29 protein-coding genes are annotated in these 25,666 nt (G+C 61.0%); 6 read left to right on the top strand and 23 right to left on the bottom strand.

Translation table 11 applies throughout. From position 1 onward, the window contains the following. Window positions 1-40: 40 nt before the first annotated feature. From recJ to xerD, 3 genes are read right to left on the bottom strand one after another with little or no spacing between them, the layout of a single operon-like run. Window positions 41-1,774, bottom strand: coding sequence for a single-stranded-DNA-specific exonuclease RecJ (gene recJ / locus GKN89_RS17545; protein ID WP_019455665.1), 1,734 nt, complete (start codon window positions 1,772-1,774; stop codon window positions 41-43). Between the two features lie 6 nt (window positions 1,775-1,780). Beyond that, window positions 1,781-2,497 carry a bifunctional protein-disulfide isomerase/oxidoreductase DsbC gene (dsbC, locus tag GKN89_RS17540; protein WP_019455664.1) on the bottom strand — a complete coding sequence of 239 codons (717 nt, stop codon included), beginning with the start codon at window positions 2,495-2,497 and terminating at the stop codon, window positions 1,781-1,783. A gap of 26 nt (window positions 2,498-2,523) precedes the next feature. After that, a complete protein-coding gene (xerD, locus tag GKN89_RS17535; RefSeq protein WP_154747450.1) occupies window positions 2,524-3,444 on the bottom strand; it encodes a site-specific tyrosine recombinase XerD in 921 nt (306 codons plus the stop codon). Between the two features lie 85 nt (window positions 3,445-3,529). Between xerD and fldB the strand changes: the two genes are divergently transcribed. Beyond that, the gene (fldB, locus tag GKN89_RS17530) at window positions 3,530-4,048 is read left to right on the top strand and encodes a flavodoxin FldB (protein WP_019455662.1); all 519 of its coding nucleotides are present in this window, start codon (window positions 3,530-3,532) and stop codon (window positions 4,046-4,048) included. A gap of 36 nt (window positions 4,049-4,084) precedes the next feature. Here the strand turns inward: fldB and creD are convergent, their stop codons facing one another. From creD to sdhE, 5 genes are all read right to left on the bottom strand, one after another. After that, the gene (gene creD, locus GKN89_RS17525) at window positions 4,085-5,449 is read right to left on the bottom strand and encodes a cell envelope integrity protein CreD (RefSeq protein ID WP_154747449.1); all 1,365 of its coding nucleotides are present in this window, start codon (window positions 5,447-5,449) and stop codon (window positions 4,085-4,087) included. A gap of 80 nt (window positions 5,450-5,529) precedes the next feature. Continuing rightward, window positions 5,530-6,948: a two-component system sensor histidine kinase CreC gene (gene creC, locus GKN89_RS17520; protein WP_063917968.1), complete on the bottom strand. Its 1,419-nt coding sequence runs from the start codon at window positions 6,946-6,948 to the stop codon at window positions 5,530-5,532. Further along, complete coding sequence (creB, locus tag GKN89_RS17515) at window positions 6,945-7,640, bottom strand: two-component system response regulator CreB (protein ID WP_019455659.1); 696 nt, start codon at window positions 7,638-7,640, stop codon at window positions 6,945-6,947. The genes creC and creB overlap by 4 nt, the downstream gene beginning before the upstream one ends. Continuing rightward, window positions 7,640-8,062 (bottom strand): protein YgfX, encoded by a 423-nt coding sequence (locus GKN89_RS17510; RefSeq protein WP_019455658.1) that lies wholly within the window; start codon window positions 8,060-8,062, stop codon window positions 7,640-7,642. The genes creB and GKN89_RS17510 overlap by 1 nt, the downstream gene beginning before the upstream one ends. Next, a complete protein-coding gene (gene sdhE / locus GKN89_RS17505) occupies window positions 8,043-8,309 on the bottom strand; it encodes an FAD assembly factor SdhE (RefSeq protein ID WP_019455657.1) in 267 nt (88 codons plus the stop codon). The genes GKN89_RS17510 and sdhE overlap by 20 nt, the downstream gene beginning before the upstream one ends. Before the next feature lie 321 nt (window positions 8,310-8,630). Here sdhE and ygfZ point away from each other — a divergent pair, with 321 nt between their 5' ends. Next, on the top strand, window positions 8,631-9,623 hold the full coding sequence (gene ygfZ / locus GKN89_RS17500) for a tRNA-modifying protein YgfZ (protein WP_154747448.1): 993 nt from the start codon (window positions 8,631-8,633) through the stop codon (window positions 9,621-9,623). Between the two features lie 38 nt (window positions 9,624-9,661). Here ygfZ and GKN89_RS17495 read toward each other — a convergent pair whose 3' ends face one another. Together GKN89_RS17495 and GKN89_RS17490 are read right to left on the bottom strand one after the other, a co-directional pair. After that, window positions 9,662-10,159 (bottom strand): DUF2165 family protein, encoded by a 498-nt coding sequence (locus GKN89_RS17495; RefSeq protein WP_154747447.1) that lies wholly within the window; start codon window positions 10,157-10,159, stop codon window positions 9,662-9,664. 150 nt (window positions 10,160-10,309) lie between these two features. Continuing rightward, window positions 10,310-10,984 carry a hemolysin III family protein gene (locus GKN89_RS17490; RefSeq protein ID WP_063917971.1) on the bottom strand — a complete coding sequence of 225 codons (675 nt, stop codon included), beginning with the start codon at window positions 10,982-10,984 and terminating at the stop codon, window positions 10,310-10,312. 183 nt (window positions 10,985-11,167) lie between these two features. Between GKN89_RS17490 and GKN89_RS17485 the strand changes: the two genes are divergently transcribed. After that, on the top strand, window positions 11,168-11,776 hold the full coding sequence (locus tag GKN89_RS17485; protein ID WP_025160219.1) for an HD family hydrolase: 609 nt from the start codon (window positions 11,168-11,170) through the stop codon (window positions 11,774-11,776). 40 nt (window positions 11,777-11,816) lie between these two features. Here GKN89_RS17485 and rbsK read toward each other — a convergent pair whose 3' ends face one another. The 12 genes from rbsK to GKN89_RS17425 all read right to left on the bottom strand — a co-directional run bounded on the left by rbsK (window position 11,817) and on the right by GKN89_RS17425 (window position 21,892). Beyond that, the gene (rbsK, locus tag GKN89_RS17480; RefSeq protein WP_019455653.1) at window positions 11,817-12,743 is read right to left on the bottom strand and encodes a ribokinase; all 927 of its coding nucleotides are present in this window, start codon (window positions 12,741-12,743) and stop codon (window positions 11,817-11,819) included. Beyond that, complete coding sequence (alsK, locus tag GKN89_RS17475; RefSeq protein ID WP_154747446.1) at window positions 12,740-13,648, bottom strand: allose kinase; 909 nt, start codon at window positions 13,646-13,648, stop codon at window positions 12,740-12,742. Before alsK ends, rbsK begins: the two co-directional genes overlap by 4 nt. 10 nt (window positions 13,649-13,658) lie before the next feature. Then, entirely contained in the window at window positions 13,659-14,330 is a 672-nt protein-coding gene (gene alsE, locus GKN89_RS17470; protein ID WP_019455651.1) for a D-allulose 6-phosphate 3-epimerase, read from the bottom strand. Between the two features lie 31 nt (window positions 14,331-14,361). Next, window positions 14,362-15,396: an ABC transporter permease gene (locus tag GKN89_RS17465; protein WP_154747445.1), complete on the bottom strand. Its 1,035-nt coding sequence runs from the start codon at window positions 15,394-15,396 to the stop codon at window positions 14,362-14,364. A gap of 10 nt (window positions 15,397-15,406) precedes the next feature. Beyond that, window positions 15,407-16,393: an ABC transporter permease gene (locus tag GKN89_RS17460; RefSeq protein WP_154747444.1), complete on the bottom strand. Its 987-nt coding sequence runs from the start codon at window positions 16,391-16,393 to the stop codon at window positions 15,407-15,409. Next, window positions 16,386-17,903, bottom strand: a complete 1,518-nt coding sequence (locus GKN89_RS17455; protein ID WP_154747443.1) for a sugar ABC transporter ATP-binding protein — start codon at window positions 17,901-17,903, stop codon at window positions 16,386-16,388. The genes GKN89_RS17460 and GKN89_RS17455 overlap by 8 nt, the downstream gene beginning before the upstream one ends. 2 nt (window positions 17,904-17,905) lie before the next feature. Further along, on the bottom strand, window positions 17,906-18,889 hold the full coding sequence (locus tag GKN89_RS17450) for a substrate-binding domain-containing protein (RefSeq protein WP_019455647.1): 984 nt from the start codon (window positions 18,887-18,889) through the stop codon (window positions 17,906-17,908). Between the two features lie 48 nt (window positions 18,890-18,937). Next, a complete protein-coding gene (locus GKN89_RS17445; protein ID WP_004931653.1) occupies window positions 18,938-19,756 on the bottom strand; it encodes a DeoR/GlpR family DNA-binding transcription regulator in 819 nt (272 codons plus the stop codon). A gap of 380 nt (window positions 19,757-20,136) precedes the next feature. After that, entirely contained in the window at window positions 20,137-20,454 is a 318-nt protein-coding gene (locus GKN89_RS17440) for a BrnA antitoxin family protein (RefSeq protein ID WP_154747442.1), read from the bottom strand. Next, window positions 20,417-20,740: a BrnT family toxin gene (locus GKN89_RS17435; protein WP_154747441.1), complete on the bottom strand. Its 324-nt coding sequence runs from the start codon at window positions 20,738-20,740 to the stop codon at window positions 20,417-20,419. The genes GKN89_RS17440 and GKN89_RS17435 overlap by 38 nt, the downstream gene beginning before the upstream one ends. A 76-nt stretch (window positions 20,741-20,816) precedes the next feature. After that, window positions 20,817-21,563 carry an SDR family oxidoreductase gene (locus GKN89_RS17430; RefSeq protein WP_154747440.1) on the bottom strand — a complete coding sequence of 249 codons (747 nt, stop codon included), beginning with the start codon at window positions 21,561-21,563 and terminating at the stop codon, window positions 20,817-20,819. A gap of 95 nt (window positions 21,564-21,658) precedes the next feature. Further along, window positions 21,659-21,892, bottom strand: coding sequence for a hypothetical protein (locus tag GKN89_RS17425; protein WP_019455641.1), 234 nt, complete (start codon window positions 21,890-21,892; stop codon window positions 21,659-21,661). Window positions 21,893-22,081: 189 nt separating this feature from the next. On the opposite strand from GKN89_RS17425, the gene GKN89_RS17420 reads away from it, so the two are divergent. From GKN89_RS17420 to GKN89_RS17410, 3 genes are read left to right on the top strand one after another with little or no spacing between them, the layout of a single operon-like run. Beyond that, the gene (locus GKN89_RS17420; RefSeq protein ID WP_019455640.1) at window positions 22,082-22,741 is read left to right on the top strand and encodes a response regulator; all 660 of its coding nucleotides are present in this window, start codon (window positions 22,082-22,084) and stop codon (window positions 22,739-22,741) included. Window positions 22,742-22,745: 4 nt separating this feature from the next. Further along, window positions 22,746-24,152 carry an ATP-binding protein gene (locus GKN89_RS17415; RefSeq protein ID WP_019455639.1) on the top strand — a complete coding sequence of 469 codons (1,407 nt, stop codon included), beginning with the start codon at window positions 22,746-22,748 and terminating at the stop codon, window positions 24,150-24,152. A gap of 11 nt (window positions 24,153-24,163) precedes the next feature. Continuing rightward, entirely contained in the window at window positions 24,164-24,691 is a 528-nt protein-coding gene (locus GKN89_RS17410) for a GNAT family N-acetyltransferase (RefSeq protein ID WP_370520227.1), read from the top strand. Window positions 24,692-24,701: 10 nt separating this feature from the next. Here the strand turns inward: GKN89_RS17410 and GKN89_RS17405 are convergent, their stop codons facing one another. Further along, a complete protein-coding gene (locus tag GKN89_RS17405; RefSeq protein WP_154747438.1) occupies window positions 24,702-25,580 on the bottom strand; it encodes a LysR family transcriptional regulator in 879 nt (292 codons plus the stop codon). Between the last annotated feature and the right edge of the window lie 86 nt (window positions 25,581-25,666).

Genomic DNA, 25,666 nt, shown 5'->3' with positions numbered 1-25,666 from the left:
ATGCACCGGCCACTTGCCGGCGCATGAACGCAATTTCGCCTCAGCGCGGCCAAAGATGCTGGATCAACAGCTGCACGTTGCGGTTGCCGCGAAACTCATTGACGTCGAGCTTGTAGGCCAATTCCACTTCGCGCACGCTGCTGTCCGGCCACAGCGTGGTGTCCACGTTGAAAGCGATGCCGTCGAGCAGCGGGCCGCCGCCGAGCGGCTCCACCATCAGCTTCAGGTGTTTCTCGCCCACCAACCGCTGCTGCAGAATGCGGAACTTGCCGTCGAAGGTCGGTTCCGGGAACGCCTGGCCCCACGGGCCGCCCTCGCGCAGCAGCTCCGCCGTCGTCAGCGACAGCTCCTGCATCGCCAGTTCGCCGTCAGACCAGATAACCCCTTCCAGCATCGCCGGATCGAGCCACTCCCCCACCAGCTCGCCGAAACGCTGGCGAAACTCGTCGAATTTGGCTTCTTCCAGCGACAGCCCGGCCGCCATCGCGTGGCCGCCGAACTTCATCATCAGCCCAGGGTTCAGCATATCCAGCCGCTCCAGCGCGTCGCGCATGTGCAGGCCTGGCACCGAACGGCCTGAGCCTTTCAGGATGCCGTCGCCCGCCGGCGCGAACGCGATCACCGGACGGTGGAAACGCTCTTTGATACGCGAAGCGAGGATGCCCACCACGCCCTGATGCCATTCCGGGTGATACATCGCCAACCCGTAAGGCAGCTCGGTGCTGGTGCGCTCCAGCTGATCGCACAGCTGCAAGGCCTCCACCTGCATGCCCTGCTCGATCTCGCGGCGCGTCTGATTCAACGCATCGAGATCGTTGGCCAGCATACGCGCCTGAGCAATGTCGTCGCTCAGCAGCAGTGCCACGCCGATCGACATGTCGTCCAGCCTGCCGGCGGCGTTGAGCCGTGGGCCGAGGGCGAAACCGAGATCGTTGGCCGCCAGTTGGCGGGCGTCGCGGTTGGCCACTTCAAGCAGCGCGCGGATGCCTGGGCGGCATTTGCCAGCGCGGATGCGGTTTAACCCCTGATACACCAGAATGCGGTTGTTGGCGTCCAGCGGCACCACGTCGGCCACGGTGCCCAGCGCCACCAGATCCAGCAGCTCCGCCAGATTGGGCATCGCCAGGACGCGCTGCTCGAACCAGCCGCTCTCCCGCAGGCGGGCGCGCAGCGCCAACATCAGATAGAACGCGACGCCCACCCCGGCCAACGACTTGGACGGGAAAGCGCAGCCGCGCAGGTTGGGATTGACGATCGCTTCGGCCGCCGGCAGGGTCTCGCCCGGCAGGTGGTGATCGGTCACCAGCACTTGCATGCCCTTGGCGTGCGCCACGTCGACGCCGGCGTGGGAAGAGATGCCGTTATCGACGGTGACGATCAGCTCCGCGCCGCGCGCCGCCGCCTGCTCCACCACTTCGGGGCTCAGGCCGTAACCGTCTTCGAAGCGGTTCGGCACCAGGTAGTCGACGGCAGCGCCGCCCATGCTGCGCAGCGCCAACACCGTCAGCGCAGTGCTGGTGGCGCCATCGGCGTCGAAATCGCCCACCACCATGATGCGGCGGCCGTCAGCCAGCGCCTGTTGCAGCAGGCTGACCGCGGCGTCGATGCCGTCCAGCTGTTGCCAGGGCAGCATACCTTTGACGCCGCGCTCCAGCTCTTGCTCAGCCTGCACGCCGCGCAGGGCGTAAAGCCGCCGCAGCAACGGCGGCAAACTGGCGGGCAGATGCGTGTCGTCCGCCGCCGGACGGCGGCGTAGTTGCGTTTTGATACTCACCGGCGATTAACCACCGGCTTTGGTAGCGGCCTGGTGCGCGTCCAGCATGGCGGCCATCTCTTTCGGCCCCTGATAGCCTGGAATCATCATGCCGTTTTCCAGGATGATCGCCGGCGTGCCCTGAATGCCGAACTGCACGCCCAGCTCGTAATGCTTGCTGATGTCGGTTTTGCAGGTCGCCGGGGAGATGGCGTCGCCCTTCATGGCGGCGTCAAACGCCTTGGCCTTGTCGGCGGTGCACCAGATTGACTTCATGTCTTTTTCAGCCTGGGAGGCCAGCCCCTGGCGCGGGAACGCCAGGTAACGCACGGTGATGCCCAGATCGTTGTACTCTTTCATCTGCTGGTGCAGCTTGTGGCAGTACCCGCAGGTGATGTCGGTGAACACGGTGATCACGTGTTTTTCTTTCGGCGCCTTGTAAACGATCATCTGATCTTTCAGCGCGTCCAGCTTGGTGCTCAGCAGCTGATTGGTCACGTTGACCGGCTCTTTGCCGCTGACGTCGAACAGCGGGCCTTGCAGAATGTGCTTGCCGTCTTCGGAAGCGTACAGTACGCCGCTGTCGGTCAGCACCGTTTTCAGGCCGGCGACCGGCGAAGGCTGCACGTCCGCCTGCTGGATGCCCAGACCGGCGAGCGCTTTTTTGATCGCTGCGTCATCGGCATGGGCGGTGCCGGCCACCGAAGCCACCAGCAGAGAAAGCAGCATTAAACCTTTTTTCATTGTTCCAATCCTTTCGAACCCGCCGCTCAGGCGCGCGGGTGATGCTGTTGATGTAGCTGTTTCAGTCGTTCGGTCGCTACATGAGTATAAATTTGCGTGGTCGAGAGATCGCTGTGCCCTAACAACATCTGTACGACACGGAGATCGGCCCCATGGTTCAGCAAATGGGTGGCGAACGCGTGCCGCAGCACGTGCGGCGACAGACGCTCGCTGTCGATGCCTGCAAGGATCGCATAGTGTTTGATGCGATGCCAGAACGTCTGTCGGGTCATTTGCTGGCAGCGGGTGCTGGGGAACAGCACATCCAGCGTCTGGCCGTTGACCAGCCAAGGGCGGCCATGTTCCAGATAATTTTCGATCCAGTAAACCGCCTCTTCGCCCAGCGGCACCAGCCGCTCCTTGTTGCCCTTGCCGATCACCCGCACCACGCCCTGGCGCAGGCTGACGTCGCTGATGCTCAGCCCCACCAGTTCGGAGACTCGCAGCCCGGTGGCGTACAGCACTTCGAGCATCGCCTTGTCGCGCAGCTCCAGCGGCTGATCGACGCAGGGCGCCTGCAGCAGCGCATCGACCTGCGCCTCGCTCAGATCCTTCGGCAAACGCTGCGGCAGCTTGGGGGAAGCCAGCTGCGCAGTGGGATCGTCGGCACGCAGTTTTTCGCGGTACAGATACTGAAACAGGCGACGCATGGCGCTCAGCAAGCGCGCGGAACTGGTGGCCTTGTAGCCGCCGTCCACCCGCTCGGCGAGAAACGCCTGCAGATCCAACGCCTGCGCCTGCAGCAAGGTGGTGTTTTGCTGGCCAAGCCAGGCGCCCAGGGCCTGTAAATCCAGCCGGTAAGAGGCCAGCGTATTTTCCGCCAGATTACGCTCAAGCCACAGCGCATCCAGGAATTGTTCAATCAGCGCATTGTCTTGCTGTTGCACGCGGTCCTCTCTTTGTTGCATTTCCACCCGCGCCATTATGCCTTAAGCCGGCGCAAATCAGGTATACTCGCTGCAATTCTCTAAACAGCAACGTAACGGTTTACACATGAAGATTGGTCTGTTTTACGGCTCCAGCACCTGCTACACCGAGATGGCGGCGGAAAAAATCCGTGAGATTCTGGGTGAGGACCTGGTCGACCTGCACAACCTGAAAGACGTCTCGCCCAAGCTGATGGAGGAGTATTCCATTCTGATCCTCGGCATCCCAACCTGGGATTTCGGCGAGTTGCAGGAAGATTGGGAAGCGATCTGGCCGCAGCTGCCGGCGCTGGATCTGAAAGGCAAGATCGTCGCCATGTACGGCATGGGCGATCAGCTCGGTTACGGTGAGTGGTTCCTCGACGCGCTGGGCATGCTACACGATCACATCGCGCCGCTGGGTGTACAGTTCATCGGCTTCTGGCCGACTGAGGGCTTCGAGTTCACCAGCCCCAAACCGCTGAGCGCCGACGGCAAACACTTTGTCGGCCTGGCGCTCGATGAGGTCAACCAATACGATCTGAGTGAAGAGCGCCTGCAGCAATGGTGCGAACAGATCCTGTTGGAAATGGAGCCGCTGCTGTAACCGCTATCGGGCGCTTAACGCGCCCGATTTCCCCGCTTATTTCCACAGCCGGAAACGTGGCTCTTCTTCGCTGGCTGGCGTTTCCTTTGTCAGACGCGCCGGATCGGCCACCTGATACCAGTCCAGCTTGCGCGTCAGCAGCATGATGCCCGCCAGAATGGCGAACAGCAGCCCTGCCCCCAGCACCAACGCATTGTCCTCCGACTGCAATAGCAAATAGAGCACGCCGTACAACAACAATAAGCTCGCGGCGAACAGCGCACCGCGCAACTTGCCGCGCAGTACGGCGCTCAGATAGAAGGCGATCAGCCCGCTGCAGGCGATGCTGGCCGCCAGGTAAGCGAGAGCGAACCCCAGGTGTTCGGAAAAGGCCAGCAGAATCAGGTAGAACAGCACCAGCGCCGCACCGACCAACAGATATTGAATCGGGTGCACTCGCAGCCCGGTCAGGGTTTCGAACAGGAAGAACGCCATAAACGTCAGCCCGATAAACAGCAGCGCGTATTTGACTGCGCGCTCGGTCAGCTGATAGTGATCGACCGGTTCGACCAGGCTGGCGCTGAAGGCCGGCAGCTTATCCTCGTCGATAATGCCATCATCGTAATAGAACGCACTGTTGATGTTGTTGGCAAACCAGGTGCTGTGCCAGCGAGCGCTAAACCCCTGCTCCGTCACCTTGCGTTCGTCCGGCAGGAAGTTGCCGAGGAAATTCGGATGCGGCCAGTTGCTTTGCAACTGCAGTTCGCTGCTGCGCCCCAGCGGCACCAGCGACAGGCTGCTGGTGCCCGCCAGCGTCAGGGTGAAATCGGCGTTCAGTCCCTCTTTTTGTTGCAGCGCCGCCAGCGTCAGCGGTGCGTGGATCCCCTGGCGCAACGATCCCACACCGGTGCCCGGCTCAAAGGCCACCGGCTGCGGTGTTGCCAGCGGAGAAATGCTCTTGATGCCGCGAGAGTCGCTCAGCGCTACCAGTAAGAACGGCTGGCCGACGGTCACGTTGGCGCGTTGCAAATCCGTCAGCTCCGGCTGACCGAAACGCACCTTGAAGTTCAGCGGCCCTTGGTAAACCTGCGTCTGATAAATACCCAGCTTGCGCACCTCCACATTCGGCGCCCCCTGCACCTGAAGCGACTCCGGCAACAAATAGCGGTAATGCTGCACCCGCTGCACCACCGTTTGCCCTTTCTCGTCTTTCTTCTCTTCTCGTTCGACATAAGGAATGACAATCAACGGGCCGAGCACGCGCTGTGCCCCGCTGGTGCTGTCGCTCACCTGCCCGACCACGCTTTGCCGATAGCCGCTGCGTTCGTCGATCACGCTCATCAGCTGGGCGATGGGAATCAACATCACCAACATCAATCCCAGCAACGTGGTTATTTTCCAGAAAAGTACCGATTTCATCATGCTCACTCCTTGTAGGTAATGAGGTCACGATAAAACCCGCAGGTGAAATCAGAATGTGGTTATGTGAAGGGAAGGTGAAGTCACAGCGATAACATGAACGTCGCTTCCACCCCGTGCGGCTGGCGGTTGCGCAGGTGAATGCCGCCATGATGCAGACGGGCGACTTCCTGCACGAAGTTCAGGCCCAGCCCGCTGCTTTTCGGGCGTTCGGCGCGCGGCAGCGAATAAAAACGCTCGAACACCTTATCGAGCGCATAGTCAGGAATGCCGCTGCCGTCGTCGCAGACGCTAATGCAGTAATGCTGTTCCCGCCGTTCGCCCCGCACGCTGACGCAACCACCCGGCGGGGTAAAGTCGATCGCGTTGTCCAGCAGGTTGGTCAGCGCCTGGCTGATCAGCAACGCATCGCCGTTCAGCGTCACCTCCGCCAACGTATCCAGTTGCAACCTGACGCCGCGCTGCGTCGCCTGCGCCTCTTTACCCGCCACCGCCTGGTCGATCAACGCCGCGATAGCGATGGGCGCCGTCTCCATTTCAGGCCGGCTCTCCAGCCGCGCCTGCACCAGCAGTTTATCCACCAGCTGCTGGATACGCGCGCTTTGCTGCTCGATGTTGGTGAGAAAACGCCGGGCGGTTTCCGGCGGCGGCAGCTCCTGCAACAGCTCCGCCGCGCCCCTGATCGCCGCCAACGGGCTTTTCAACTCATGCGTCAGGGTATGCGCATACTGTTCGATATAAGCTTTGCCTTCCAGCTTAAGGCGCATGCTCTCCAACGCCTGCGCCAGTTGCGTCAGCTCCTTGCCGCCCACTTTGGGCAGCGGCGCGTTTTCCCCCTGCGCCACCCCGTCTGCATAGCGCACCAGCCGGCCTATCGAGCGGTTGATCCACCACACAAATACCGCCCCGATCAGCAACGCGATCCCCAGCAGCAATGCGCCGGCCCACAGAATGCGCCGTTCGCTGCGTTTGATCACCGGCGCCATGGTGCTGTTGGGTTTGCCCACGGTGAGCACACCGATAATGCGCCCTTGTTCTATCACCGGCGCGGCCACATACATCACCGAACTGTTTTCATCCTGTGGATCGCTGCGGGTGCTGCGGGCGCCGTACTGGCCGCGCAGCGTTCGATAAACGTCATTCCAGCGCGAATAATCCTGCCCCAGCGCGCGGCCGGCGGAATCGAAGATGACCCTGCCCCGCGCATCGGTAAGATAGACGTGGTATTCACTGCGATCCTTGCGGATGCCGGAGATATTGGCGCCGATCGGCCGCTGATTCAGCTGCATAAACGCCTGCGCCAGTTGGCCATGCGCCGCATCGCCGCGCTGCATGTCCTGACGGGCGATTTGCGCCAGCAGGTTGGCGGTGTCCACCAGCGTGCCTTCGGTAGCGCGCCGCACACCGGGCTTAACTTCCTGGACGAAAATGCTCAGCACGAAATACCCGGCCACCGCCACGATCAGAAAATATCCCAGCAGCAGACGCAGGCCAATTTTCATGGCTGGCGGCTCACGCTGTAGCCCAATCCCCGGTGGGTGTGGATCGGCGGTTCACCCGGCTCAACCGCACGCAGCTTGGCACGCAGCGTTTTGATGTGGGTATCGACGGTGCGATCCAGACTTTCTTCCGCCTGCGCCCAGACGCTTTCCATCAGTTGCTGCCGCGAGAACACCCGTCCGGGTGCCAACAGCAGAGTTTTCAGCAGCAGGTATTCGTAACGGGTCAGCGGCAGCGGCCGCTGGTGATAGCAGATGATGGCGGCGTCTTCGTCGAGGACGAAAGCGCCGAAATGGTAGAGCGCGCTCTGCTGCAGGCGCTGCTGCTTATGCAGGCGGCGCAAAATGGTACGCACCCGGGCGCTGACCTCGCGAGGGGAGAACGGTTTGGCGACATAGTCATCGGCACCGATCTCCAGCCCGATCAGGCGATCCACTTCATCACTGCGGGCGGTAAGAAACAGAATCGGCAGATCGGCCGCCTGAGCCAGCAGGCGGCGGCACAATTCAAAGCCGTTGATATCCGGCAAACCGACATCGAGGATAGCGAGCGCGGGCGCGCCCTGCGCCAGCGCCTGCAACGCCGGCTCTGCGCGTTCGAACCAGCGCACCTCGAAGCCTTCGCTCTCCAGCGTGTAAACCAGCGTATCGGCAATGCTGGGTTCATCTTCCACCAACCAGAGTACGGGTTTCATCAGTGCTCCTCGCCGTCACCCGCCGGAGGATACAGCAACAGCTGCCGCAGATGGCGCCACTCCTCCTTGCCCATGCAGTCGGAAGCCAGCCACAGCCGGCGGCGCTTTTTGCCCTCCATCGGCTGCAGCGTCAACAGCATGCCGTAGCCCGGCATCCAGGGTTTTTTCGCCAGCTGCCATTCGCGGCCGTGCCAGCTGAAGCGCCGGTCTGCCAGCAGCCGCAGTTCACCCTGCACCGCCGCGATGCGCTTCTGGCTGCGAATGCACTGAAACACCACCAGCGTCAGCAACACCAGCCAGAGCGGGCCAAAGCCTTCCGGCCAGGGCGAAATCAGGATCAGCAGGATCAGAACCCCGTGGGTCAACAGGGAAAACAGCTGGGTGCGCCAGGAAATACGGATATCACATCGCCACTGGGCCACGGTCTTTATTTCGCGTTTGGATCAGGGTCACCATTCTTTGCAGCTCGCTGTCCTGCGGCGCGCCATGATTCATCAGCCAGTTGAACAAATCGGGATCGTCGCACTCCAGCAGGCGGATGAACAACGCCTTGTCCGCGTCATTCAGGCTGTCGTATTCGTATTCGAAGAACGGCATGATGGAGATGTCCAGCTCGCGCATGCCACGGCGGCAAGCCCAGTGAATACGTGCTTTGTTGTTAATATCCATGTTGTTATGACTCACCTCTTTTCAGCGCGGCAGCGCCAGCGCAGGGTTCAAATGACACACTGTATGGCAACGCCGTCGCAATATAATTCCATCAGCCGGGGGATCTGTCTGCAAGGGCGCCCTGGCCGCAAGCCTATAGAGTAACAATTTGACATACACGCCGGGAAGCCGCTTGGAGGTGGAAAACGCAATAAAGCGCAAAATGCCAAAAAAAGCGCCCCCCGGCACCGCGGCGCGAATAACAGTTTGCAAAGCCCGCCGCCTCTTTTACCATGGGTTCAATACCCTTCAGGTAAGCTAAACGTTGAGCAGGAACTTACTATGGCGCATAACATTCCATTCCCACCCCGTCAGCCCTCCGCTTCCACCCATCTTCCCCTGACGCTGATCTCGCTGGAAGATTGGGCGCTGGTGACGCTGAACGGGCCGGACACGGTGAAATATCTTCAGGGCCAGGTGACGGCGGACATCGACGCGCTGGCGGCCGATCAACACGTGCTGTGCGCCCACTGCGACGCCAAGGGCAAAATGTGGAGCAACCTGCGTCTGTTCCGCCGTGGCGAAGGCTTCGCCTATCTGGAGCGCCGCAGCGTGCTGGACAGCCAGCTGGCTGAAATCAAAAAATATGCGGTGTTCTCCAAAGTCACCATCGCCGCCGACAATGACGCGGTGTTGCTGGGCGTCGCCGGTTTCCAGGCGCGCGCCGCGCTGGCGGGCCTGTTCGCCACGCTGCCGAGCGCCGAGCACCCGGTGGTGCAGGAAGGCGAGACCACGCTGCTGCACTTCAATGCGCCGGCGGAGCGTTTTCTGCTGGTGACTCGCCCCGCCGTGGCCGAACAGCTGATCGGCAAACTGCACGATCAGGCGGAGCTGAATGACAGCGGCCAGTGGCTGGCGCTGGAGATCGAGGCCGGTTATCCGGTTATCGACGCCGCCAACAGCGCGCAGCTGATCCCACAGGCCACCAACCTCCAGGCGCTGGAAGGCATCAGCTTCAGCAAGGGCTGCTATACCGGTCAGGAGATGGTGGCGCGCGCCAAGTTCCGCGGCGCCAATAAGCGTGCGCTCTACTGGCTGGAAGGTAAAGCCGCCCGCGCCCCGCAGGCGGCGGAAGATCTGGAGCTGCAGCTGGGGGAAAACTGGCGCCGCACCGGCACCGTACTGGCATCGAGTCAGTTGGCCGACGGCACGCTGTGGGTGCAGGTGGTGATGAACAACGATCTGGATGCCGACAGCAAGCTGCGGGTACGCGACGATGCCGCCAGCCAGCTGGCGATCAAACCGTTGCCCTACTCGCTGGCCGAAGAGAAATAATCCGCCGGCCGCAGGCGCCCTGCCTGCGGCCGTCTTAATTACTCGTCCAACTCCCCATCGCGCTGCACCAGGTAGATCAGCACCAAGATGATGGTGACGAAGAAGCGAAACGCACTCGGTACGCCGTTCCATTGCTGCGACATCCACATGCCGAACCACTCTCCCCCAATCGACATAAAGCCGACCTGCCAGGTAAGGAAGCCCAGCGTCAGCCCCATTACCGCCAGCTTTTTCCGGCCGTTGAAAGCGTTAGCGGGCAGTTTCAGGCCGCCCAGCAGGCGCAGGCCGCCGATCCAGCACAGCAGCGCGGTCAGACTCTCCAGCGTAATGATGAAAATATAGCCGGCGTGATGCAGCCACGGTGTCTGTATCGAGCGGTAGCCGATGGTGGCGTCGGGAAAAATGGTGTCCATCATAAAGACGTGGCGCACGAAGGCGAAGTTGGAGCCGTAATCGGTGATATTGCCGAAGGCCACCAGCGAAGCGAACAAGGCGATAGCGCAGACCAGCAGCGCTTTGGATAAGCGAACGATCATCTTAGTGAGTCCTGAACAGAGGTGAGAGAAACGGTATGCGGGCTCAGAAATGAAGGAACGGGCTTGCTGGATACCCGAAAGAAGCAAGCGCCTCTTTTTTAAAACAAAAGAGGCGCCAGTGCAATACGCATTCAGACGTAGCGGCAACGCTTAGACGTACAGGTAGATCGCCATGAAATGGCAGGCGCTGCCGCCGAGCACGAAGGCGTGCCAGATGGCGTGGCCAAAGCGAATGCGCTTGGAAGCGTAGAAAATCACGCCCAGGGTATAGACCACCCCGCCGATCGCCAGCAGCGTGACGCCGCCGGCCTCCAGCCGCGTAACCAGCTGATAAATCACGATCAGCGACAGCCAGCCCATCGTCAGGTAGGTCACCAGCGACAGGGCTTCAAAACGGTGGGCGAAGGCCAGCTTGAACAGTACGCCGAGCAGCGCCAACCCCCAGATTACCGCCATCAAGCCCTTCGCCAGCGGCGAATCCAGCCCTACCAGCAAGAACGGGGTGTAAGTGCCGGCAATCAGGAGATAAATGGCGCAGTGGTCAAATTTTTTCAGCCAATGCTTGGCCTTTTGATGCGGAATCGCATGGTACAGCGTAGAAGCGAGAAACAGCAGGATCATGCTGCCGCCATACAGGCTATAACTGGTGATGGCCGTCGCATCGGCGCCGGTATTCACCGCCTGCACCAGCAGCAACACCAGGCCGACAATACCGAACACCAGCCCGATGCCGTGGCTGATGCTGTTGGCGATCTCTTCCGCCCACGGATAAGCCGCGGCGACGATTTTATCGGCCCCGGTTTTCACTACGTCCGTTTTCCCCATAACGCGCAACCCCTCAAAATGCCCTGCTTTGTGCGAAATTAACGCAAAGCAGCTTAACTGAGAATAATTCCAGTGTACACGTGTACGCTAAAATAAAAATGTGAACGCGTGTAACCATCGAAATCCCCCGCCCGCTGGTCTACAATCGTCAGGCTTCAACCCACCCACCTTGAGGTTTACACCATGTCATCCGCTGTACCCGCGTTAGATTTCGGTTCAATGACCCAGGTCATCCAGTTCCTGATGGAAATCGATAAGTTGAAAGGCGTACAACGCCGCACCAAGGTACTGGGCACCCAGCGCCAGGAAAACTCCGCCGAACACAGCTGGCATTTCGCCATCGCCGCCATGAGTCTGGCACCCTACGCCGGTAATGACGTAGACATTCAGCGCGTGATCCAGATGGCGCTGCTGCATGACATCGTGGAAATCGACGCCGGCGACGTGCTGGTCTACGATCTGGCGGCCCGCGCGGCGATCCACGATCAGGAAGTGGCGGCGGCGCGCCGTCTGTTCGGCATGTTGCCGGAGGCTCAGCGCGAGTATTTCACCGCTTTATGGCAGGAATATGAAGACGGCGAAAGCGCCGATGCACGCTTTGCCTTACTGCTGGATCGCACCATGCCGATGCTGATGAACCTGCACAACGAAGGCCAGAGCTGGGTAGAAAACGGCATCAGCCTGGAGCAGGTGCTGGCGCGCAATGCATCGATCGCTGACGTGCACCCCGAGCTGTGGCACCACATGGAGCAACATCTGCGGGATGCGCAGCGTAAAGGCTGGTTGAAGTAAGGGGACCGGGCTGCCGCCTCTGCGCCGCAGCCCGTCGCCGTCACGCGCACGCCCGTTGGCGCGCCAGCGCCTCGTCATAGCTCGGCATCGACACCGCCGCTCCCGCTCGCTCCACGCAGACCGCCGCATAGGCGGCGGCGAAGCGCACCGCCTCGGCTAACGGCACCTGATTCGCCAACTGCGCCGCCAGGGCGCCGTTAAACGCATCGCCCGCGCCGGTAGTGTCTTTCGGCTGTGCCGGAAACGCCGGGATCAGCTCGCTGCGCTCCCCGTCCGAGAACAACGCCCCCTGCGTGCCCAGCGTCACGATCAGCAAGCGAATGCCCTTGGCGTGCAGCACCTGCGCCGCCTGCCGCGCTGAAGCCTCATCCCGCACCGGCACGCCGGTCAGCAACGTGCATTCGGTGGCGTTGGGCGTCAGCAGATCGACCTGCGCCAGCAGGCTGTCCGGCACCGGCTGAAACGGCGCCGGGTTGAGAATGATGAACGTCCGCGCCTCACGGGCGATAGCGATCACCTGCTCGATCGCCGGCAGGTTGTTCTCCAGCTGGGTCAGCAGAATATCCGCCGCGGCGATCGCCGGCCGGCACTGGCGCACCTCATCGTCGCTGACCGTCAGATTGGCGCCGGGATCGACGGCGATCATGTTCTCCGCATCCTCGCCGGCAACGTAGATAAGCGCATTGCCGGTCGGGCAATCGCCGGTCGAGAACAGCGTCACCGCATCGAAGCCGGCGGCGGCGAGATGACGCCGGGCGAAGGCGCCGAAGTCGTCGCGCCCCACCTTGCCGATATAATGCACCCGCGCCCCGGCGCGCAGCGCGGCGGTGGCCTGATTGGCGCCCTTGCCGCCCGCCCCCATCATGCTGTTGCGGGCAATCAGCGACTCGCCGGGCTGCGGAAAGCGCGCCATGCCGGCGACGATATCCAGGTTGAACGAACCGAACACGCAAACTTTGCCTTTCATTGCTGATACTCCCTGCTCAATTGGAGGTGGCGCCGGGCGGCCAGACAGGCGCCTTTGCTGCCGGTTTCATCGCTGAGGCGGCTGACGGAGATCGTCAGCCCCTGTGCCGGCTGCGGCCCGCGCAAATGGCGGCGGATCTCTTGCTCCAGCTGCGCCAACGGAAAACCGCTCATGGCGATCACGCCGCCGCCCAGGATCAGCCGCTCCGGATCGAGCACGTTCATTTCGATGGCGATGGTCTGCGCCAATCGATCGACGAAGCGGCGCAGATCCGGATGATCGCCGTGGCATTCGAACAGCCGCTCGAACGGCGTTTGCGGCGCGTTGGCGCGCGCCCAGCCGGTCAGCCAGTGGCCGGAGGTCAGGCTCTCGACGCAGCCTCGTTTGCCGCACGGGCATTCACCCTGATGGCCTGGCCAGGGAATGTGCCCCAGCTCGCCGGCGGCGCCGTGCGCCCCGTGGTAAAAATCACCGTTCAGCCACAGGCTGTTGCCCATGCCGGTGCCCAGATACAGCCCCACTGCCACCTGCGGCAGCGCCGGCAGCTGCTGCAGATCCCACCACAACAGGTGGTTGACGTCCTTGTCCATTCGCACCGGCAGCGCCAGCCGTTCGCTCAATAACGCCGCCACCGGCTGGGCATCCAGCGCCGGGATAAACGGCAACGACAACACCCGAGAACGATCGCGGCTGAGGATCCCCGGCAGCCCCAGCATCACCTGCACCACCTGACGATCCTCGCAATGCCGGGCGATAAGATCGCCCAACGCCGCCAGCGGATCGGCCCGCTGTGCCCAATCGGCGGTCGCTATCTTGCGGTAACCGCTGAACTCGCCTTCATCATCCATCAACAGCAGGCGGGTATTGGTGCCGCCGACGTCAACGCCAAGAAAATGCCGCATCATATCCCCCGCCTCAGGCCGCTTGCCGCATCTGATCCAGCATCTTTTCCCACGCCGTTTCCAGATCCGGATCGAGGTTGAACAGCCCGGAACTGCCGACGATCAACACTTCCGCACCGGCGCCCATCAGATCGCGGTAGGTGCGCTGGTTGCAGGATCCATCTATTTCGATCAGATAGTTCAGATCCTGTTGGCGTTTCAGATCGCGCAATTGGCGGATCTTTTCCAGCATTTCAGGAATGAACGGTTGCCCGGCATAGCCCGGATCGACGGTCATCACGGTGACTTTATCCAGCAGATGAATATAGTGGCGGATAAACTCCACCGGCGTGGCCGGGTTCAGCACCACCCCCACTTTTTTGCCCAGCGCGCGGATTTGGTTAATTACCCGGAACGCGTCGCGGTTGATGGTTTCGGCGTGCGGACAGATAAAATCCGCGCCGGCGCGGGCGATAGGGTCGATAAAATCGGTCGGGTTCTCCACCATCAGATGCACGTCCAGCAGCAACGAGGTGTGCGGCCGGATCTGTTCGATAAAGAACGGCGACAGCGTGATGTTTTTAACGTAGTGCCCGTCCATGATGTCGATGTGCAACATATCGGCGCGGCGGTTCAGCACCGCCAATTGCTGCCGAATATCCATCAGGTTCATGCACATCAGTGAAGGTGAAATCTGGTATTTCATTAGCGTTATCCTGCGCAAAAGGGAAAAAAGATCAGTGGCCCGCCGCGGTTCTGGCCTGTGCCGCGCTGCGGCGCATCGCCCGCCGCTGCCGATAGCGATGGCGGAAAAACTTCAGCGCCAGCACCGCGATCAGCACCGCGCCCCACATCGCCAGACTGAAGTGCGGGCTGACGTTCATCAGGTTCAAACCGGTGGCGATCACCTGCAGCACCACCAGCGCCAACACCACGCCGCTGACCCGGCCGAAGCCGCCGAACGGATCGGTGCCCCCCAGAATGATCGCCAGCACCGTCAGCAGCAGGTAAGAGTCGCCGTAGCCCATGCGCGCCGAGTTGAAGCGCGCCATCATCACCAGCCCGGCGATCACGCACAGCAGGCTGGAGAGGGTGTAAATGGCGATCAGCACCCGGTGGGTATTCACGCCGCTGAAGTGGGTAGCGTTGATGTTGCTGCCGCTCATGTAGATACACTTGCCGAGCCGGGTTTTCTGCAAAAACAGCGCCAGCAGCGCGGCGACCGTCAGGAAGATCAAGAGCGGCACCGGCACGCCCAGCACGCTCTCGGCGCCGATAAACCGCACGATCTCCGGCATGCCGCTCAGCGCCGCACCGCGCGTCAGGTAAATGCCGATGCCGTTGACCGTGGTCATGGTGGCCAGCGTCACCAGAATCGGATGCGCGCCGACGTAGGCCACCAGCGCGCCGGTCGCCGCGCCGATAAGCCCGGCCAGCAGCATCGCCGCCACCATCGCCAACGCCAGCCACAGCGCCTGCATCCCCAGCCCGGCGTCCGCCGGCAGATAGCGGATAAACAGCCAGGCCATCAGCAGGCTGGTCAGGTTGGCGCAGGCGATAATGCACAGGTTCAGACCGCCGCTGAGAATCGGAATGAACATCGCCAGAGTCAGCAGGCCCAGTTCCGGCAGCTGGAACGCCACGCTGGTGAAGGTGGCGCCGCTGAAGAAGCGCCCCGGCATCAGCAGGCTGAAGGCCAGCACCACCGCCAGCAGCAATGCCATCAGACCGACGGCGGCGCCGTCCGGACGAAATTTCAGGTTATTGCCCATCAGGCGCTCCTCAGGCGAAACCGACGTCGGTTTCTTTGCGTTTCTTGTAGTGGGTGACGGTGATCGCCGCGACGATCACCAGACCGATCGCCACGTTCATGAAATAGCTGGACACGCCGATCAGGTTGAGGCCGTTTTTCAGCACGCCGATCAGGAACACGCCCATCAGCGTGCCGACCACGCTGCCCTTGCCGCCGTTCAGGCTGGCGCCGCCCAACACCGCCGCCGCCAGCACGTCCAGCTCGCCGCCCACCAGCGCGTTGGGCACCACTTCCCCCATGCGGTACACCTGCACCAGGCCGCCGATCGCCGCCATCGCGCCCAAATAGCCATAGGCGAACAGGTGCAGCAGGCCGACGCGGATGCCGATGCGCCGCGCCGATTCCGCATCGCCACCGACGGCGAACAGCTGGCGCCCGAGGTGGGTCTTGTTCAGCAGCAGCCAGGTCAGCAGCGCCACAGCCAGCATCACCAGCGTCGGCAAGCCGAGCTGATAGCTTTGCTCGCCCAGTTGGAACGGCAGCACGCTGCGCGGCAGCGTCCACCAGTCCGGCAGCGCGTACAGGCTGCGGCCGTTGGTCAGCCACATCAGCATGCCGAACAACAGCGCCTGCATGCTGATGGTGACGATGATCGAGACGATGCGCAGGCAGTAGATCAACAGCGCGTTGACCATGCCCAGCGCGGCGCCAATCGCCAACGCCAGCAGGATGCTGCCCGTCGGGCTGGCCAGCCCGTAGTGGATGGCCAGCGTGGCGATCAGGTACTGCACCACCGAGGCCACCGCGGCGAAGGAGATATCGATACCGCCGGTCACCAGCACCACGAACAGGCCGAGGGCGAAAATGCCGCTCACCGCGTAGCTTTCGCTGAGATCGAGCAGGTTCTGCACCGTCAAAAACTGGTCGCTGAGCAGCGAAAAGACGATGATCGTCAGCAGCAGCACCCAGGCCAGGTAGCCTTCGTTGCCGCGCGGTTTCAGGCTGAATCTACGCATTGATCGCCTCCGCCAGCCGTTGCTGGCTCACCTGCCCCGGCAGGTACTCGCCGATCACGCTGCCGCCGCTGAAGTGCAGCACCCGATCGCAGTTGTAATACACCTCCGGCACCTCGTCGGAGATCAGCAGAATCGCGATCCCCTCCTGCGCCAGCAGATGGATCAGTTGGTAGATGCTGGCCTTCGCGCCGACGTCGACGCCGACGGTCGGCGAATCGAGGATCAGGATCCGCGGCTGGGTCAGCACCCACTTGGCCAGCACGATCTTTTGCTGATTGCCGCCGGACAACGTCGAGACCGCCTGATCCGGATCCGCTACCCGCACGCCGAGTTTGGCGATCCACTCCGCCACGATGCGATTCTTGCGGTAGTCGTCGATCAGGCGAAAACGCCCGCGCAGCTTATCGAGAATGGTCAGCACCGCGTTGTCCGCCACCGACTGTTGCTGCACCAGCCCCAGCGTCAGGCGATCCTCCGAAACGTAACCGATGCCGGCCTTGATCGCGTCCTTATGGCCGCGAAAGCGCACCGGTTTGCTGTCGAGGTAGAGTTTGCCGCTGTCCGGCCGGGTCATGCCGAACAGGCTCAGCGCCAGCTCGGTGCGCCCGGAGCCGAGCAGCCCGCACAGACCGAGCACCTCCCCCTGATGCAGCCGGAAGCACACGTCCTGATACTGGCCGGCGCGGCTCAGGCGATCCGCCTCCAGCATCACCCGATCCTTATTCAGGCTGGGCGCTTTCAGGCGATAATCCAGCTTCAGACCGGTCATCAGCTCGGTCAGACGATCGCCGGTGATCTCCGCCGCCGGCCAGGTGCCGACTTTGTTGCCGTCGCGGATCACCGTGACGCGATCCGAGATCTCCAGCACCTCGTCCAGCCGGTGGCTGACGAACACCACGCAGATGCCCTGCGCTTTCAGATAGTCCACCGTGCGCAGCAGTTGGTTAACTTCGGTGCGGGTCAGCGAAGCGGTCGGTTCGTCCATGATCACCAGCCGCGCCTCCGCCACCAGCGCACGGCAGATCGCCACCTGCTGGCGCTGCGCGATCGGCAGCTCCGCCACCCGTTTGTCGAGATCCAGATTGAAACTCAGCGATTGCAGCTGGCGCTCGGCGGCGCGCCGCAGCCGTGCCGGGCGGTGCCAACCCAGCAACCCGCGCAGGTTGTGTTCGAAGGCGATGTTTTCCGCCACCGTCAGATTGGGAAACAGCGACAGATCCTGGTAAATCACCTGAATGCCGAAAGCGCGCGCCTGATCCGGCGACAGCCGGCCGAAGGTTTGCCCATCGATGATGATGCGGCTGCCGTCGTCCGGTTGATAGACGCCGGCGATCGCCTTGATCAGCGTGCTCTTGCCACAGCCGTTGGTGCCGGCCAGGCAGTGCACTTCTCCCGGCATCAACGTCAGTGAAATCTCGTTCAGCGCACGCTGCCCGCCAAAGGTCATCGACAGCTGTTGCAGCGCGATCAGCGGCGCGCCCTGCGTTGCCGTATTGCCGGAAATCGCCATGATCACAGCCCCATCTTCACCAGTTTCGGCAGGTTTTGCTTATCCAGGCTTTCGGTGGCGTTGCCGAGAATGGTGTGCTGCTGCGCATCCACCTGCACCTTGCCCATGCCTTCAATGGTCATGCCGTCGGTGATCTTCTCCCCCTTGTGCATCATATCGGCGATGCGCACGAACACTTCGCCGGCCACCATCGGATTCCAGATGTAACCGCCCTTGATGGCGCCGCGATTGACCAGCGAAGCGCCCTGGCCCGGGCTGAACGGCCCGATGACGCAGATATCGTTGCTTTTGCCGCGGTTGAGCACTGCGCGCCCGGCGCCGATCGGCCCCTGCGAACCGAACGCCAGCACGCCTTTCAGATCGGGATATTTAGCCATCAGGTCGTTGGTGGTGCGCACGCTGTCATCCAGCGATTCCCCCACGCCAAACTTGTCGCCCACCAGTTGCATGTTCGGGTAGTGTTGCTTCTGGTAGTTGATGGCCGAGTCCGACCAGGTTATGTGCAGCGGCACCGTCAGGCTGCCGACATACACCGCATACTTACCCTGCTCTTTCATGCAGGCGGCCAACGCTTTCATGTGGTTGACCCCATGCTGCGAGGCATCCACCAACTCAAAATCCCAATCGGCGTACTTCTGGCCGGGGGACTCGTGCACGATCACCTTGATGCCCGCCTCCTGCGCGCGCTTGAGCACCGGTTCCAGCACCCGGGCGTCATTCGGTACCACGCCGATAATGTCCACCTTCTGCGCGATCAGATCTTCGATGGCACGCACCTGCAGCGCCGGATCCGCCGCCGTCGGTCCAACCATCCAGGCGTCGATGCCGCGTTTGGCGCTCTCGCTTTTGATACCGGCCTCCATGGCGTTGAACCAGGGAATGCCGCCGATTTTCACCACCACGCCCATTTTCAGCTTGTCCGCCGCCTGCGCGGATAGCGACAGCAGCAGCGAGGCAAACAGACCGACCAGTACGGATTTTTTCATTGTTCTCTCTCCACAAGTGTTGGCTGTAATAAAGGGTTTTCGTTGTTGTTATCGCGCCGCCCTTTTCGCGGCGGGTGAAACTTCGATCACGTCGACGTTGTTCCAGGCCAGTTCCTGGCGAAACTCGTCGTCGCTGAGCCGATCGGTGATTAAGGTATCTATCTCCCGGTAGTGGCAGATGCGCGCGAACGAGCGGCGGCCGAACTTGTTGCTGTCCACCAGCAGGAACTTGCGCTCCGACGCCAACAGCATCTGCTGCTTCAGCCGCGCATGGTGCTCATTGCTCTCGCGGATGCCGCCGTCCTGGCAGATGCCGTGGCAGGAGAAGAACAGCTTGTTGATCACGAACTCTTTCAGCATCTGCTCCGCCAGCACGCCGATAAAATCCTCGTACTTGGCGGAATACTCGCCCCCCAGGCCGATGGTGCGCACGTTGGCTTTGCAGGCCAGCGTCTGGATGATGTGCAGCGAGTTGGTCAGCACCACCAGTGAGATATCCGGCAGCTGGCGCGCCAAAAACCAGCTGGTGGAGCTGCTGTCCAGCAGCAGGCAATCCCCCGGCGCGATAAATTCCAGCGCGCGTTTGGCGATGCGCGTCTTCTGCTCCGGCGCTTCGTTGCTGCGTTGGCGGAACGATTCGCCCTGGTCAATCTCGGCGGGCACATAGGTTTTTTCCACCGCCGGCGGCTCGACGAACACCGCGCCGCCGTGGCTGCGCAGCAGCAGGCCGCGCCGTTCAAGCAGGGCCAGATCACGCCGCGCCGTCTCGATAGAGATGTGGCACAGCTGCGCCACCTCCTGCACCATCACGCGGCCGCGCTGGCTCAAGACTTCGGTGATAAAGCGATGACGTTCTACAGGCAGCATGTTTCTTTTCTCCTCCACAACGATGATTACGATATCGATTTGCTGCGCCGCGTTTTGCGCACAGACGCAAAGCGCCTCGCCCCGCGATCGGTCAACGATGGCGTTGTGATAGTTGTCAAAAAAATCGGGAAGGAATTGAAATGAATAATTACGAAAGTGTGGAGTAACAGACAGTTATGATGAACAAATGCCTGAGGCGCACAGCAGAGAAACGGTAAACGGTCACAATTCCACGTTCCGCAACATGACCGTTAATGACCGTTTTTGTGGTTTTGACCGAGCGCCGCCAATAGACAGTCGAGGTTGAGAGGCATGACCTGAAAAAACGGCAAAAAAAATCCGGCGAGAGCCTCACCGGATTGTTAGCCGCCTGACACACATTATTCCTCGTGCTCATGCTCTTTCAACATCGCTTCACGCAGAACGGCATTCAGGCGTTTCTGATAGCCTTTGCCTGGCCGCTGAAGCCAGGCCAGCACATCCGCATCGATGCGGATGGTTTTCGATACTTTCATCGGTTTATAAAAACGCCCCTGCACCGCAGTCTGCCACGTTTCCTCATCCAGGGCCGGGGCATCGGCATAATCGATCTCCTCATCCGGCAGCGCACTCAACGAAGCAAGTTGCGCTTTCTGCTCCTCCGTCAACGGAGGGAGTACGCTATGGGCCAGATTTTTGGCGGAATTTTTGCGCTTCATATCTTCCCCTCTCTTTGGCATCGGCCTTGCGTGCTGAAATGATACGCACGATCTCTACTGTATCGCCTTCGACATCCGTTTCGATCGTCGTATGCGCCACCAGCAGCAACAAACAGGAGCCGACCATACCGAGCGTTTGCCAGCGTTCTTCTCCGCCCTCGATCCTTTCCAGCACAGCCAAATGGTTGGGATCCAGAAAAACCCGTTGCGCAATCTCAAAACTGACACGGTGTTTGCGTTGGTTACTGTGATTTTTATTCTGATTCCATTCAAAATAAAAATACATTTTTGTAACTACATTTTGATTATTATTTAATCAAAATACACTCCGCACGACGGGATGTCAACCCCCCCTCATGCATTCAACGCCCGCCTGCAGCCTCGATAAAAGTGCCGGTCACGTAAGACGCGGCGTCGGACAGCAACCAGGCGATCGCCTCCGCTACTTCCTGCGGATGGCCGCCGCGCTGCATCGGCAAACTGTCCTTCACGCGATCCACCCGGCCGGGCTCGCCGCCGCTGGCGTGCATCTCGGTATAGATGAAACCGGGCCGCACGCCGTTGACGCGAATGCCCTGCGCCGCCACTTCCCGCGATAACCCGATGGTCAGCGTATCGACGGCGCCTTTCGAGGCGGCGTAGTCGACATACTCTCCCGCCGCCCCCAGTCGGGACGCCGCGGAGGAAACGTTGACGATGGCGCCGCCCTGCCCGCCATGGCGCAATGCCATGCGCTTCACCGCCTCGCGGCAACACAGGAAGTAACCGGTAACGTTGGTGCTCAGCACCTGATTGATGCGCTCGGCGGTCAGCTGTTCAATGTTCGCCTGCTGGAACAGAATGCCGGCGTTGTTGACCAGCGCGCTGAGCGTGCCCAGCCCGGCATCCAGTGCGTCGAACATCGCCATCACCTGCGCTTCGTCGGCCACGTCGGCCTGCAATGCCAGCGCCTTGCCGCCCTGCGCCTCGATCTCCGCCACCACCTGCCGCGCCGCACTTTCGTCGCGCAGGTAATTCACGCCCACCGCATAGCCCTGCCGGGCCAACAACAAGGCGGTCGCGCGGCCAATTCCCCGGCTTGCGCCAGTCACCAATGCCACTTTCGTCATCGTATTTTTTTCTCTGGTTGGCGATATAAAAATAACGGCCTGCACACAGACCCCGTTTGCCAGTCAGAGTATAGAGCGGCGCTCTAGAAAACGCTTCAGAGCTGAGCCAGGCGGCGCAGCAGCTTTTTAATCCGGTATTTCGCGCAGCCGGAGGCGTCCGTTACCGCCACCTGATGGCCCCGCTGCAAAGCGGAAGCATGCAGGCCTTTGTGGGCAGGGCTGTGCACATCACCGCGAAACGACAGCATCAACAGAATGAGCAGCATCGCCAAGCCTGAATCCATCAGCCGCCGCGAAGCGCCCGCGCTCGGGTAACCGTCAGTGCGCATTGTCGCCCTCTCTGTGGTGATATCGAATGGCGACAAAAATAACTGAAATTCCCTCGCGCTCCCTTAACGCGAGATTAAAGCCAGATTAAGGTTTGCTTAAGAACGCGCAGGCAAAGCGGGTTTCCCCGTTGTCTTCCCGTCAGGGTTATAGTTAGATAATCGCGACTCAAGGATCTCAGCGGAATAAACGTGAACATACTGTTGGTGGAAGACGACCTGCAATTAGGCAAGGCGCTGTGCCGCGCATTGGAGCTAACCGGCTTTAATTTGTGCTGGGTGCGCCTGCTCGCGGACGCGGAAAATAAACTTTCACCCGGCGGGTTCGACTTGATGCTGTTGGATCTCACGCTGCCGGACGGCGACGGTCTGCAGAAACTGATCGCCTGGCGCGCCGCCGGGCAAAATATCCCGATCATCATCCTGACCGCCCGTGACCGCATCGAAAGCCTGGTGAACAGCCTAGATTCCGGCGCGGACGACTTTCTGGCCAAACCCTTTGCACTGCCCGAGCTCATCTCGCGCGTCAAGGCGGTCAACCGGCGCATGGCCGGCTTCGCTTCGCAAACCTGGAGCCTCGGCACGCTGTATCTCGATCCGGTCAACCATCAGGTGACGCTGGATAACGAACTGCTGATGCTGTCGAAAAAAGAATACCACCTGCTGCACGAGCTGATGCGCTGCGCCGGCACCGTGGTGCGCAAAGCGGTGTTGGAACAGCGGCTGTTCGGCCACGGTGACAGCGTGGAAAGCAACTCGCTGGAAGTGCATATGCATAATTTACGCCGCAAGATCGGTAAAGAAAGAATCATTACCGTACGCGGCATTGGCTATTTGCTGAAAAAAGAGTAACGGGATGATCAGTTTCAAATCCTTCTTTATGCGCACCATTGTTTTTCAGGTTATGGCTATATTGCTGCTGTGGGGAGTATTAATCGGCTGGGTGAAATACTTCTATTACCCTGATGCAGAAAAGTATTTGGATAATCAGCAGCGCCTTGTCGCACTCGGCATCGCTAATATTCTCGACAAAACCGACATTGCCGATCCCCGTTATATCGACATCATCAAAGATATCGAGGAGATGTATATCGAATCGATTAAAAACGGCGCCGTGGAAGAACTAGACTATCGCCCGTTATTTTTGGTTTACGATCGTGACAATCGGCTTATTTACGCCTCGCCCCGGCAGGAACAACCGCTGAATCTGCCTCCGACGGTGCTGACCGGCACCATCAGCTACGCCAACGTGGAATGGCATATCGCCGGTAGCTGGAGCGATAAGCAGCAGTTTAGGGTGATTGTCGGCGAATCCTTCGACAACCGTACCACCATTTTCGGCAACCCGGCGGAGAGCACCGCCCTACCGCTGCTGGGCATTCTGGCGGCGATCATCATCACCTTACTGTTTACCGCCTACTTCAGCCTGCGGCCGCTGCGCCAGATCGCCCGCACCATTTCCGATCGCCAGCCGGGCAACCTGTCGCCGATCAACGTCAGCGAGCAGTATCAGGAGATCCGGCCGGTGGTGGTGGAGGTCAATAAGCTGATGGCGCGCATCGACGCCGCCAACCAGCGCGAGAAACGCTTTATGGCCGATGCGGCGCACGAACTGCGCACGCCGATCGCCGCCGTGCTGGCGCAGCTGCATCTGCTGACTCAGGTTTCGGAGCGGCAGGAACGCCAGGAGATCATCGGCGACATGCAGCAAGGGCTGGATCGCGCGGCATCGCTGTCGCGCCAGCTGATCAACCTGGCCAAGCTGGAGGCGGAAGATTTTCCGCTGAAAATTGAGGCGGTGGACATCTATGCCGAAATCGGCAAATGCATCGCGCAGCACGTTCCCTATGCGTTGGAAAAAGACGTCGAACTGTCGCTCGACGGCAGTGAGGACGTGGTGGTGAGCACCGATCGCCATGCGCTGATCGCCATCTTCACCAATCTGCTGGACAACGCGCTCAAGTACGCGCCGCCCGGCAGCCGCATCGAAGCCAATATCCGCTCGCTGGCGCCGCTCGGCTGCTATATTACTTTGCGCGACAACGGCCTCGGAGTGAGCGAAGAGCACCTTCCGCGCCTGTTTGAACGCTTTTACCGCGTGCCCGGCACGCAGCAGACCGGCAGCGGACTGGGATTAGCCATCGCCCGCAACCTGGCCGACAAAATCGGCGCACAGCTGCGCATCACCGAGGGCCTCGATGATCGCGGCATCGGCTTTATCATCGATTTGCCGGAAAGTTACCGGCCACAGATTGAGAGTTAATCACGAACATGATCGCCCCTGTACTGCTGCAACGGCAACAACTTGACCGGCTATGGGATATCGACCGCAGTGAAATTATCGACACCCTGTATCGCCTGCAAGACGGCAAGCTGCAGCCCTACCCGGACTACTATGATGTACGCGGTTGGGATCCGCACGATCGGGAAACCTATACGCCAATCCACGAGGCATGTTTCGATCGCGGTGGCGCGTTTTTCGCGCTGTTCGACGGCAAGGAGATCGTAGCGGCGGCGGCGCTGGACACCGAGCCGCGCGGCCCGCAGCAGGATCTGCGCCAATTGCTGTTCTTTTACGTTAGCGCGCACCAACGCGGCCAGGGGCTAGGCAAGCAGCTGTTCCAGCTCTGCCTGAGGCAGGCCGAGCAAGAAGGGGCCGCCGGGCTGTACGTCTCCTCCATCCCCAACAAAAGCACCGTAGACTTCTACCTGGCGCAGGGTTGCCGGCTCATCGAGCGCCCGGATGCCGAGCTGTTCGCCCGCGAGCCGGAGGATATTCACCTGGTCTGCGCTATCGATTAGCGCACTTGCTTCAGGCGGCACGCCTGCTCAGGTAATCGATCAGCACGCGCACTTTTGGCGGCAAATAGGGGCCGGAAGGCCACAACAACCACATCGCCTCGGCGCGCACGGCATGATTGTCCAACACGCTGATCAACGTGCCGGCGGCGATGTCCGCCCGCACGAAATAGTCGGGAAGCCAGGCCAGGCCAAGCCCGTCACGGGCAAAGCAAATGCGCGCCTCGATGTTGTTGCACACCATGGTGACCGGTAAGCGCGGAAAATCGATGGGGGCAAACTCCCGCAGTTGCCACACCTCAAGCCGGCCGCTATTGGAAGAGCGGTAATGCAAGCATGCATGGCTAAACAAATCGTTGGGATGACGCGGCGTTCCCGCCCGCCGCAGATAGTCGGGCGATGCCACCAGCAAAGAACGCAGCGGCGCCAGCCGGCGCGCTGCCAGTCGTGAATCGGTCGGCTGACCGGCGCGGATCACCAGATCAAAACCTTCAGCGATCACATCGACAAAGCGATCGGTAAACTCCAGCTCCAGCCTGACGGCGGGATATTCACGCAAAAACGCGGCCAGCAACGGCGTCATGCTACTTTCCGCCGGCAGGCTGACGCGCAGCGTTCCCTGCGGGGCCGCGCTGCTCTGCGCCATTTCGTCTTCCGCCGCCTGCACCTGCGCCAAAATGCTCTGACTGCGTTCAAGGAAACGCATTCCTTCATCGGTCAGCGTCACATTACGGGTGCTGCGATTCAGCAAGCGCACCTGCAGGCTCGCTTCGAGCCGGGCAATGCTTTTGCTGACGGCGGATGCTGACAAGCCACGCTGTCTGGCTGCGGCGACGAAACTGCCGCCGGTCGCGACCTGAACGAACAGCGCCATGGCGTTCAAACTTTCCATACGCCCCCATGATGACTTTTTTGTCATGTAAGAAATGAATTAGACACTATTTTTCCCGAATTGCGCATGCCTTATTTTGGTTCTTG

Source organism: Serratia sp. YC16 (assembly GCF_009707615.1).
Taxonomy (GTDB): domain Bacteria; phylum Pseudomonadota; class Gammaproteobacteria; order Enterobacterales; family Enterobacteriaceae; genus Serratia; species Serratia surfactantfaciens.
Note: the sequence above shows the minus strand (reverse complement) of the source record. Positions and strands in the feature narration are given on the sequence as shown.

What these genes read in the sequence shown, in the direction of transcription:
- dsbC (WP_019455664.1), bottom strand. Translation starts at nt 2,497, where the DNA reads ATGAAAAAAGGTTTAATGCTGCTTTCTCTGCTGGTGGCTTCGGTGGCC.
- xerD (WP_154747450.1), bottom strand. Translation starts at nt 3,444, where the DNA reads ATGCAACAAAGAGAGGACCGCGTGCAACAGCAAGACAATGCGCTGATT.
- fldB (WP_019455662.1), top strand. Translation starts at nt 3,530, where the DNA reads ATGAAGATTGGTCTGTTTTACGGCTCCAGCACCTGCTACACCGAGATG.
- creD (WP_154747449.1), bottom strand. Translation starts at nt 5,449, where the DNA reads ATGATGAAATCGGTACTTTTCTGGAAAATAACCACGTTGCTGGGATTG.
- creC (WP_063917968.1), bottom strand. Translation starts at nt 6,948, where the DNA reads ATGAAAATTGGCCTGCGTCTGCTGCTGGGATATTTTCTGATCGTGGCG.
- creB (WP_019455659.1), bottom strand. Translation starts at nt 7,640, where the DNA reads ATGAAACCCGTACTCTGGTTGGTGGAAGATGAACCCAGCATTGCCGAT.
- sdhE (WP_019455657.1), bottom strand. Translation starts at nt 8,309, where the DNA reads ATGGATATTAACAACAAAGCACGTATTCACTGGGCTTGCCGCCGTGGC.
- ygfZ (WP_154747448.1), top strand. Translation starts at nt 8,631, where the DNA reads ATGGCGCATAACATTCCATTCCCACCCCGTCAGCCCTCCGCTTCCACC.
- GKN89_RS17495 (WP_154747447.1), bottom strand. Translation starts at nt 10,159, where the DNA reads ATGATCGTTCGCTTATCCAAAGCGCTGCTGGTCTGCGCTATCGCCTTG.
- GKN89_RS17490 (WP_063917971.1), bottom strand. Translation starts at nt 10,984, where the DNA reads ATGGGGAAAACGGACGTAGTGAAAACCGGGGCCGATAAAATCGTCGCC.
- GKN89_RS17485 (WP_025160219.1), top strand. Translation starts at nt 11,168, where the DNA reads ATGTCATCCGCTGTACCCGCGTTAGATTTCGGTTCAATGACCCAGGTC.
- rbsK (WP_019455653.1), bottom strand. Translation starts at nt 12,743, where the DNA reads ATGAAAGGCAAAGTTTGCGTGTTCGGTTCGTTCAACCTGGATATCGTC.
- alsK (WP_154747446.1), bottom strand. Translation starts at nt 13,648, where the DNA reads ATGATGCGGCATTTTCTTGGCGTTGACGTCGGCGGCACCAATACCCGC.
- alsE (WP_019455651.1), bottom strand. Translation starts at nt 14,330, where the DNA reads ATGAAATACCAGATTTCACCTTCACTGATGTGCATGAACCTGATGGAT.
- GKN89_RS17465 (WP_154747445.1), bottom strand. Translation starts at nt 15,396, where the DNA reads ATGGGCAATAACCTGAAATTTCGTCCGGACGGCGCCGCCGTCGGTCTG.
- GKN89_RS17460 (WP_154747444.1), bottom strand. Translation starts at nt 16,393, where the DNA reads ATGCGTAGATTCAGCCTGAAACCGCGCGGCAACGAAGGCTACCTGGCC.
- GKN89_RS17455 (WP_154747443.1), bottom strand. Translation starts at nt 17,903, where the DNA reads ATGGCGATTTCCGGCAATACGGCAACGCAGGGCGCGCCGCTGATCGCG.
- GKN89_RS17450 (WP_019455647.1), bottom strand. Translation starts at nt 18,889, where the DNA reads ATGAAAAAATCCGTACTGGTCGGTCTGTTTGCCTCGCTGCTGCTGTCG.
- GKN89_RS17445 (WP_004931653.1), bottom strand. Translation starts at nt 19,756, where the DNA reads ATGCTGCCTGTAGAACGTCATCGCTTTATCACCGAAGTCTTGAGCCAG.
- GKN89_RS17440 (WP_154747442.1), bottom strand. Translation starts at nt 20,454, where the DNA reads ATGAAGCGCAAAAATTCCGCCAAAAATCTGGCCCATAGCGTACTCCCT.
- GKN89_RS17435 (WP_154747441.1), bottom strand. Translation starts at nt 20,740, where the DNA reads ATGTATTTTTATTTTGAATGGAATCAGAATAAAAATCACAGTAACCAA.
- GKN89_RS17430 (WP_154747440.1), bottom strand. Translation starts at nt 21,563, where the DNA reads ATGACGAAAGTGGCATTGGTGACTGGCGCAAGCCGGGGAATTGGCCGC.
- GKN89_RS17425 (WP_019455641.1), bottom strand. Translation starts at nt 21,892, where the DNA reads ATGCGCACTGACGGTTACCCGAGCGCGGGCGCTTCGCGGCGGCTGATG.
- GKN89_RS17415 (WP_019455639.1), top strand. Translation starts at nt 22,746, where the DNA reads ATGATCAGTTTCAAATCCTTCTTTATGCGCACCATTGTTTTTCAGGTT.
- GKN89_RS17405 (WP_154747438.1), bottom strand. Translation starts at nt 25,580, where the DNA reads ATGGAAAGTTTGAACGCCATGGCGCTGTTCGTTCAGGTCGCGACCGGC.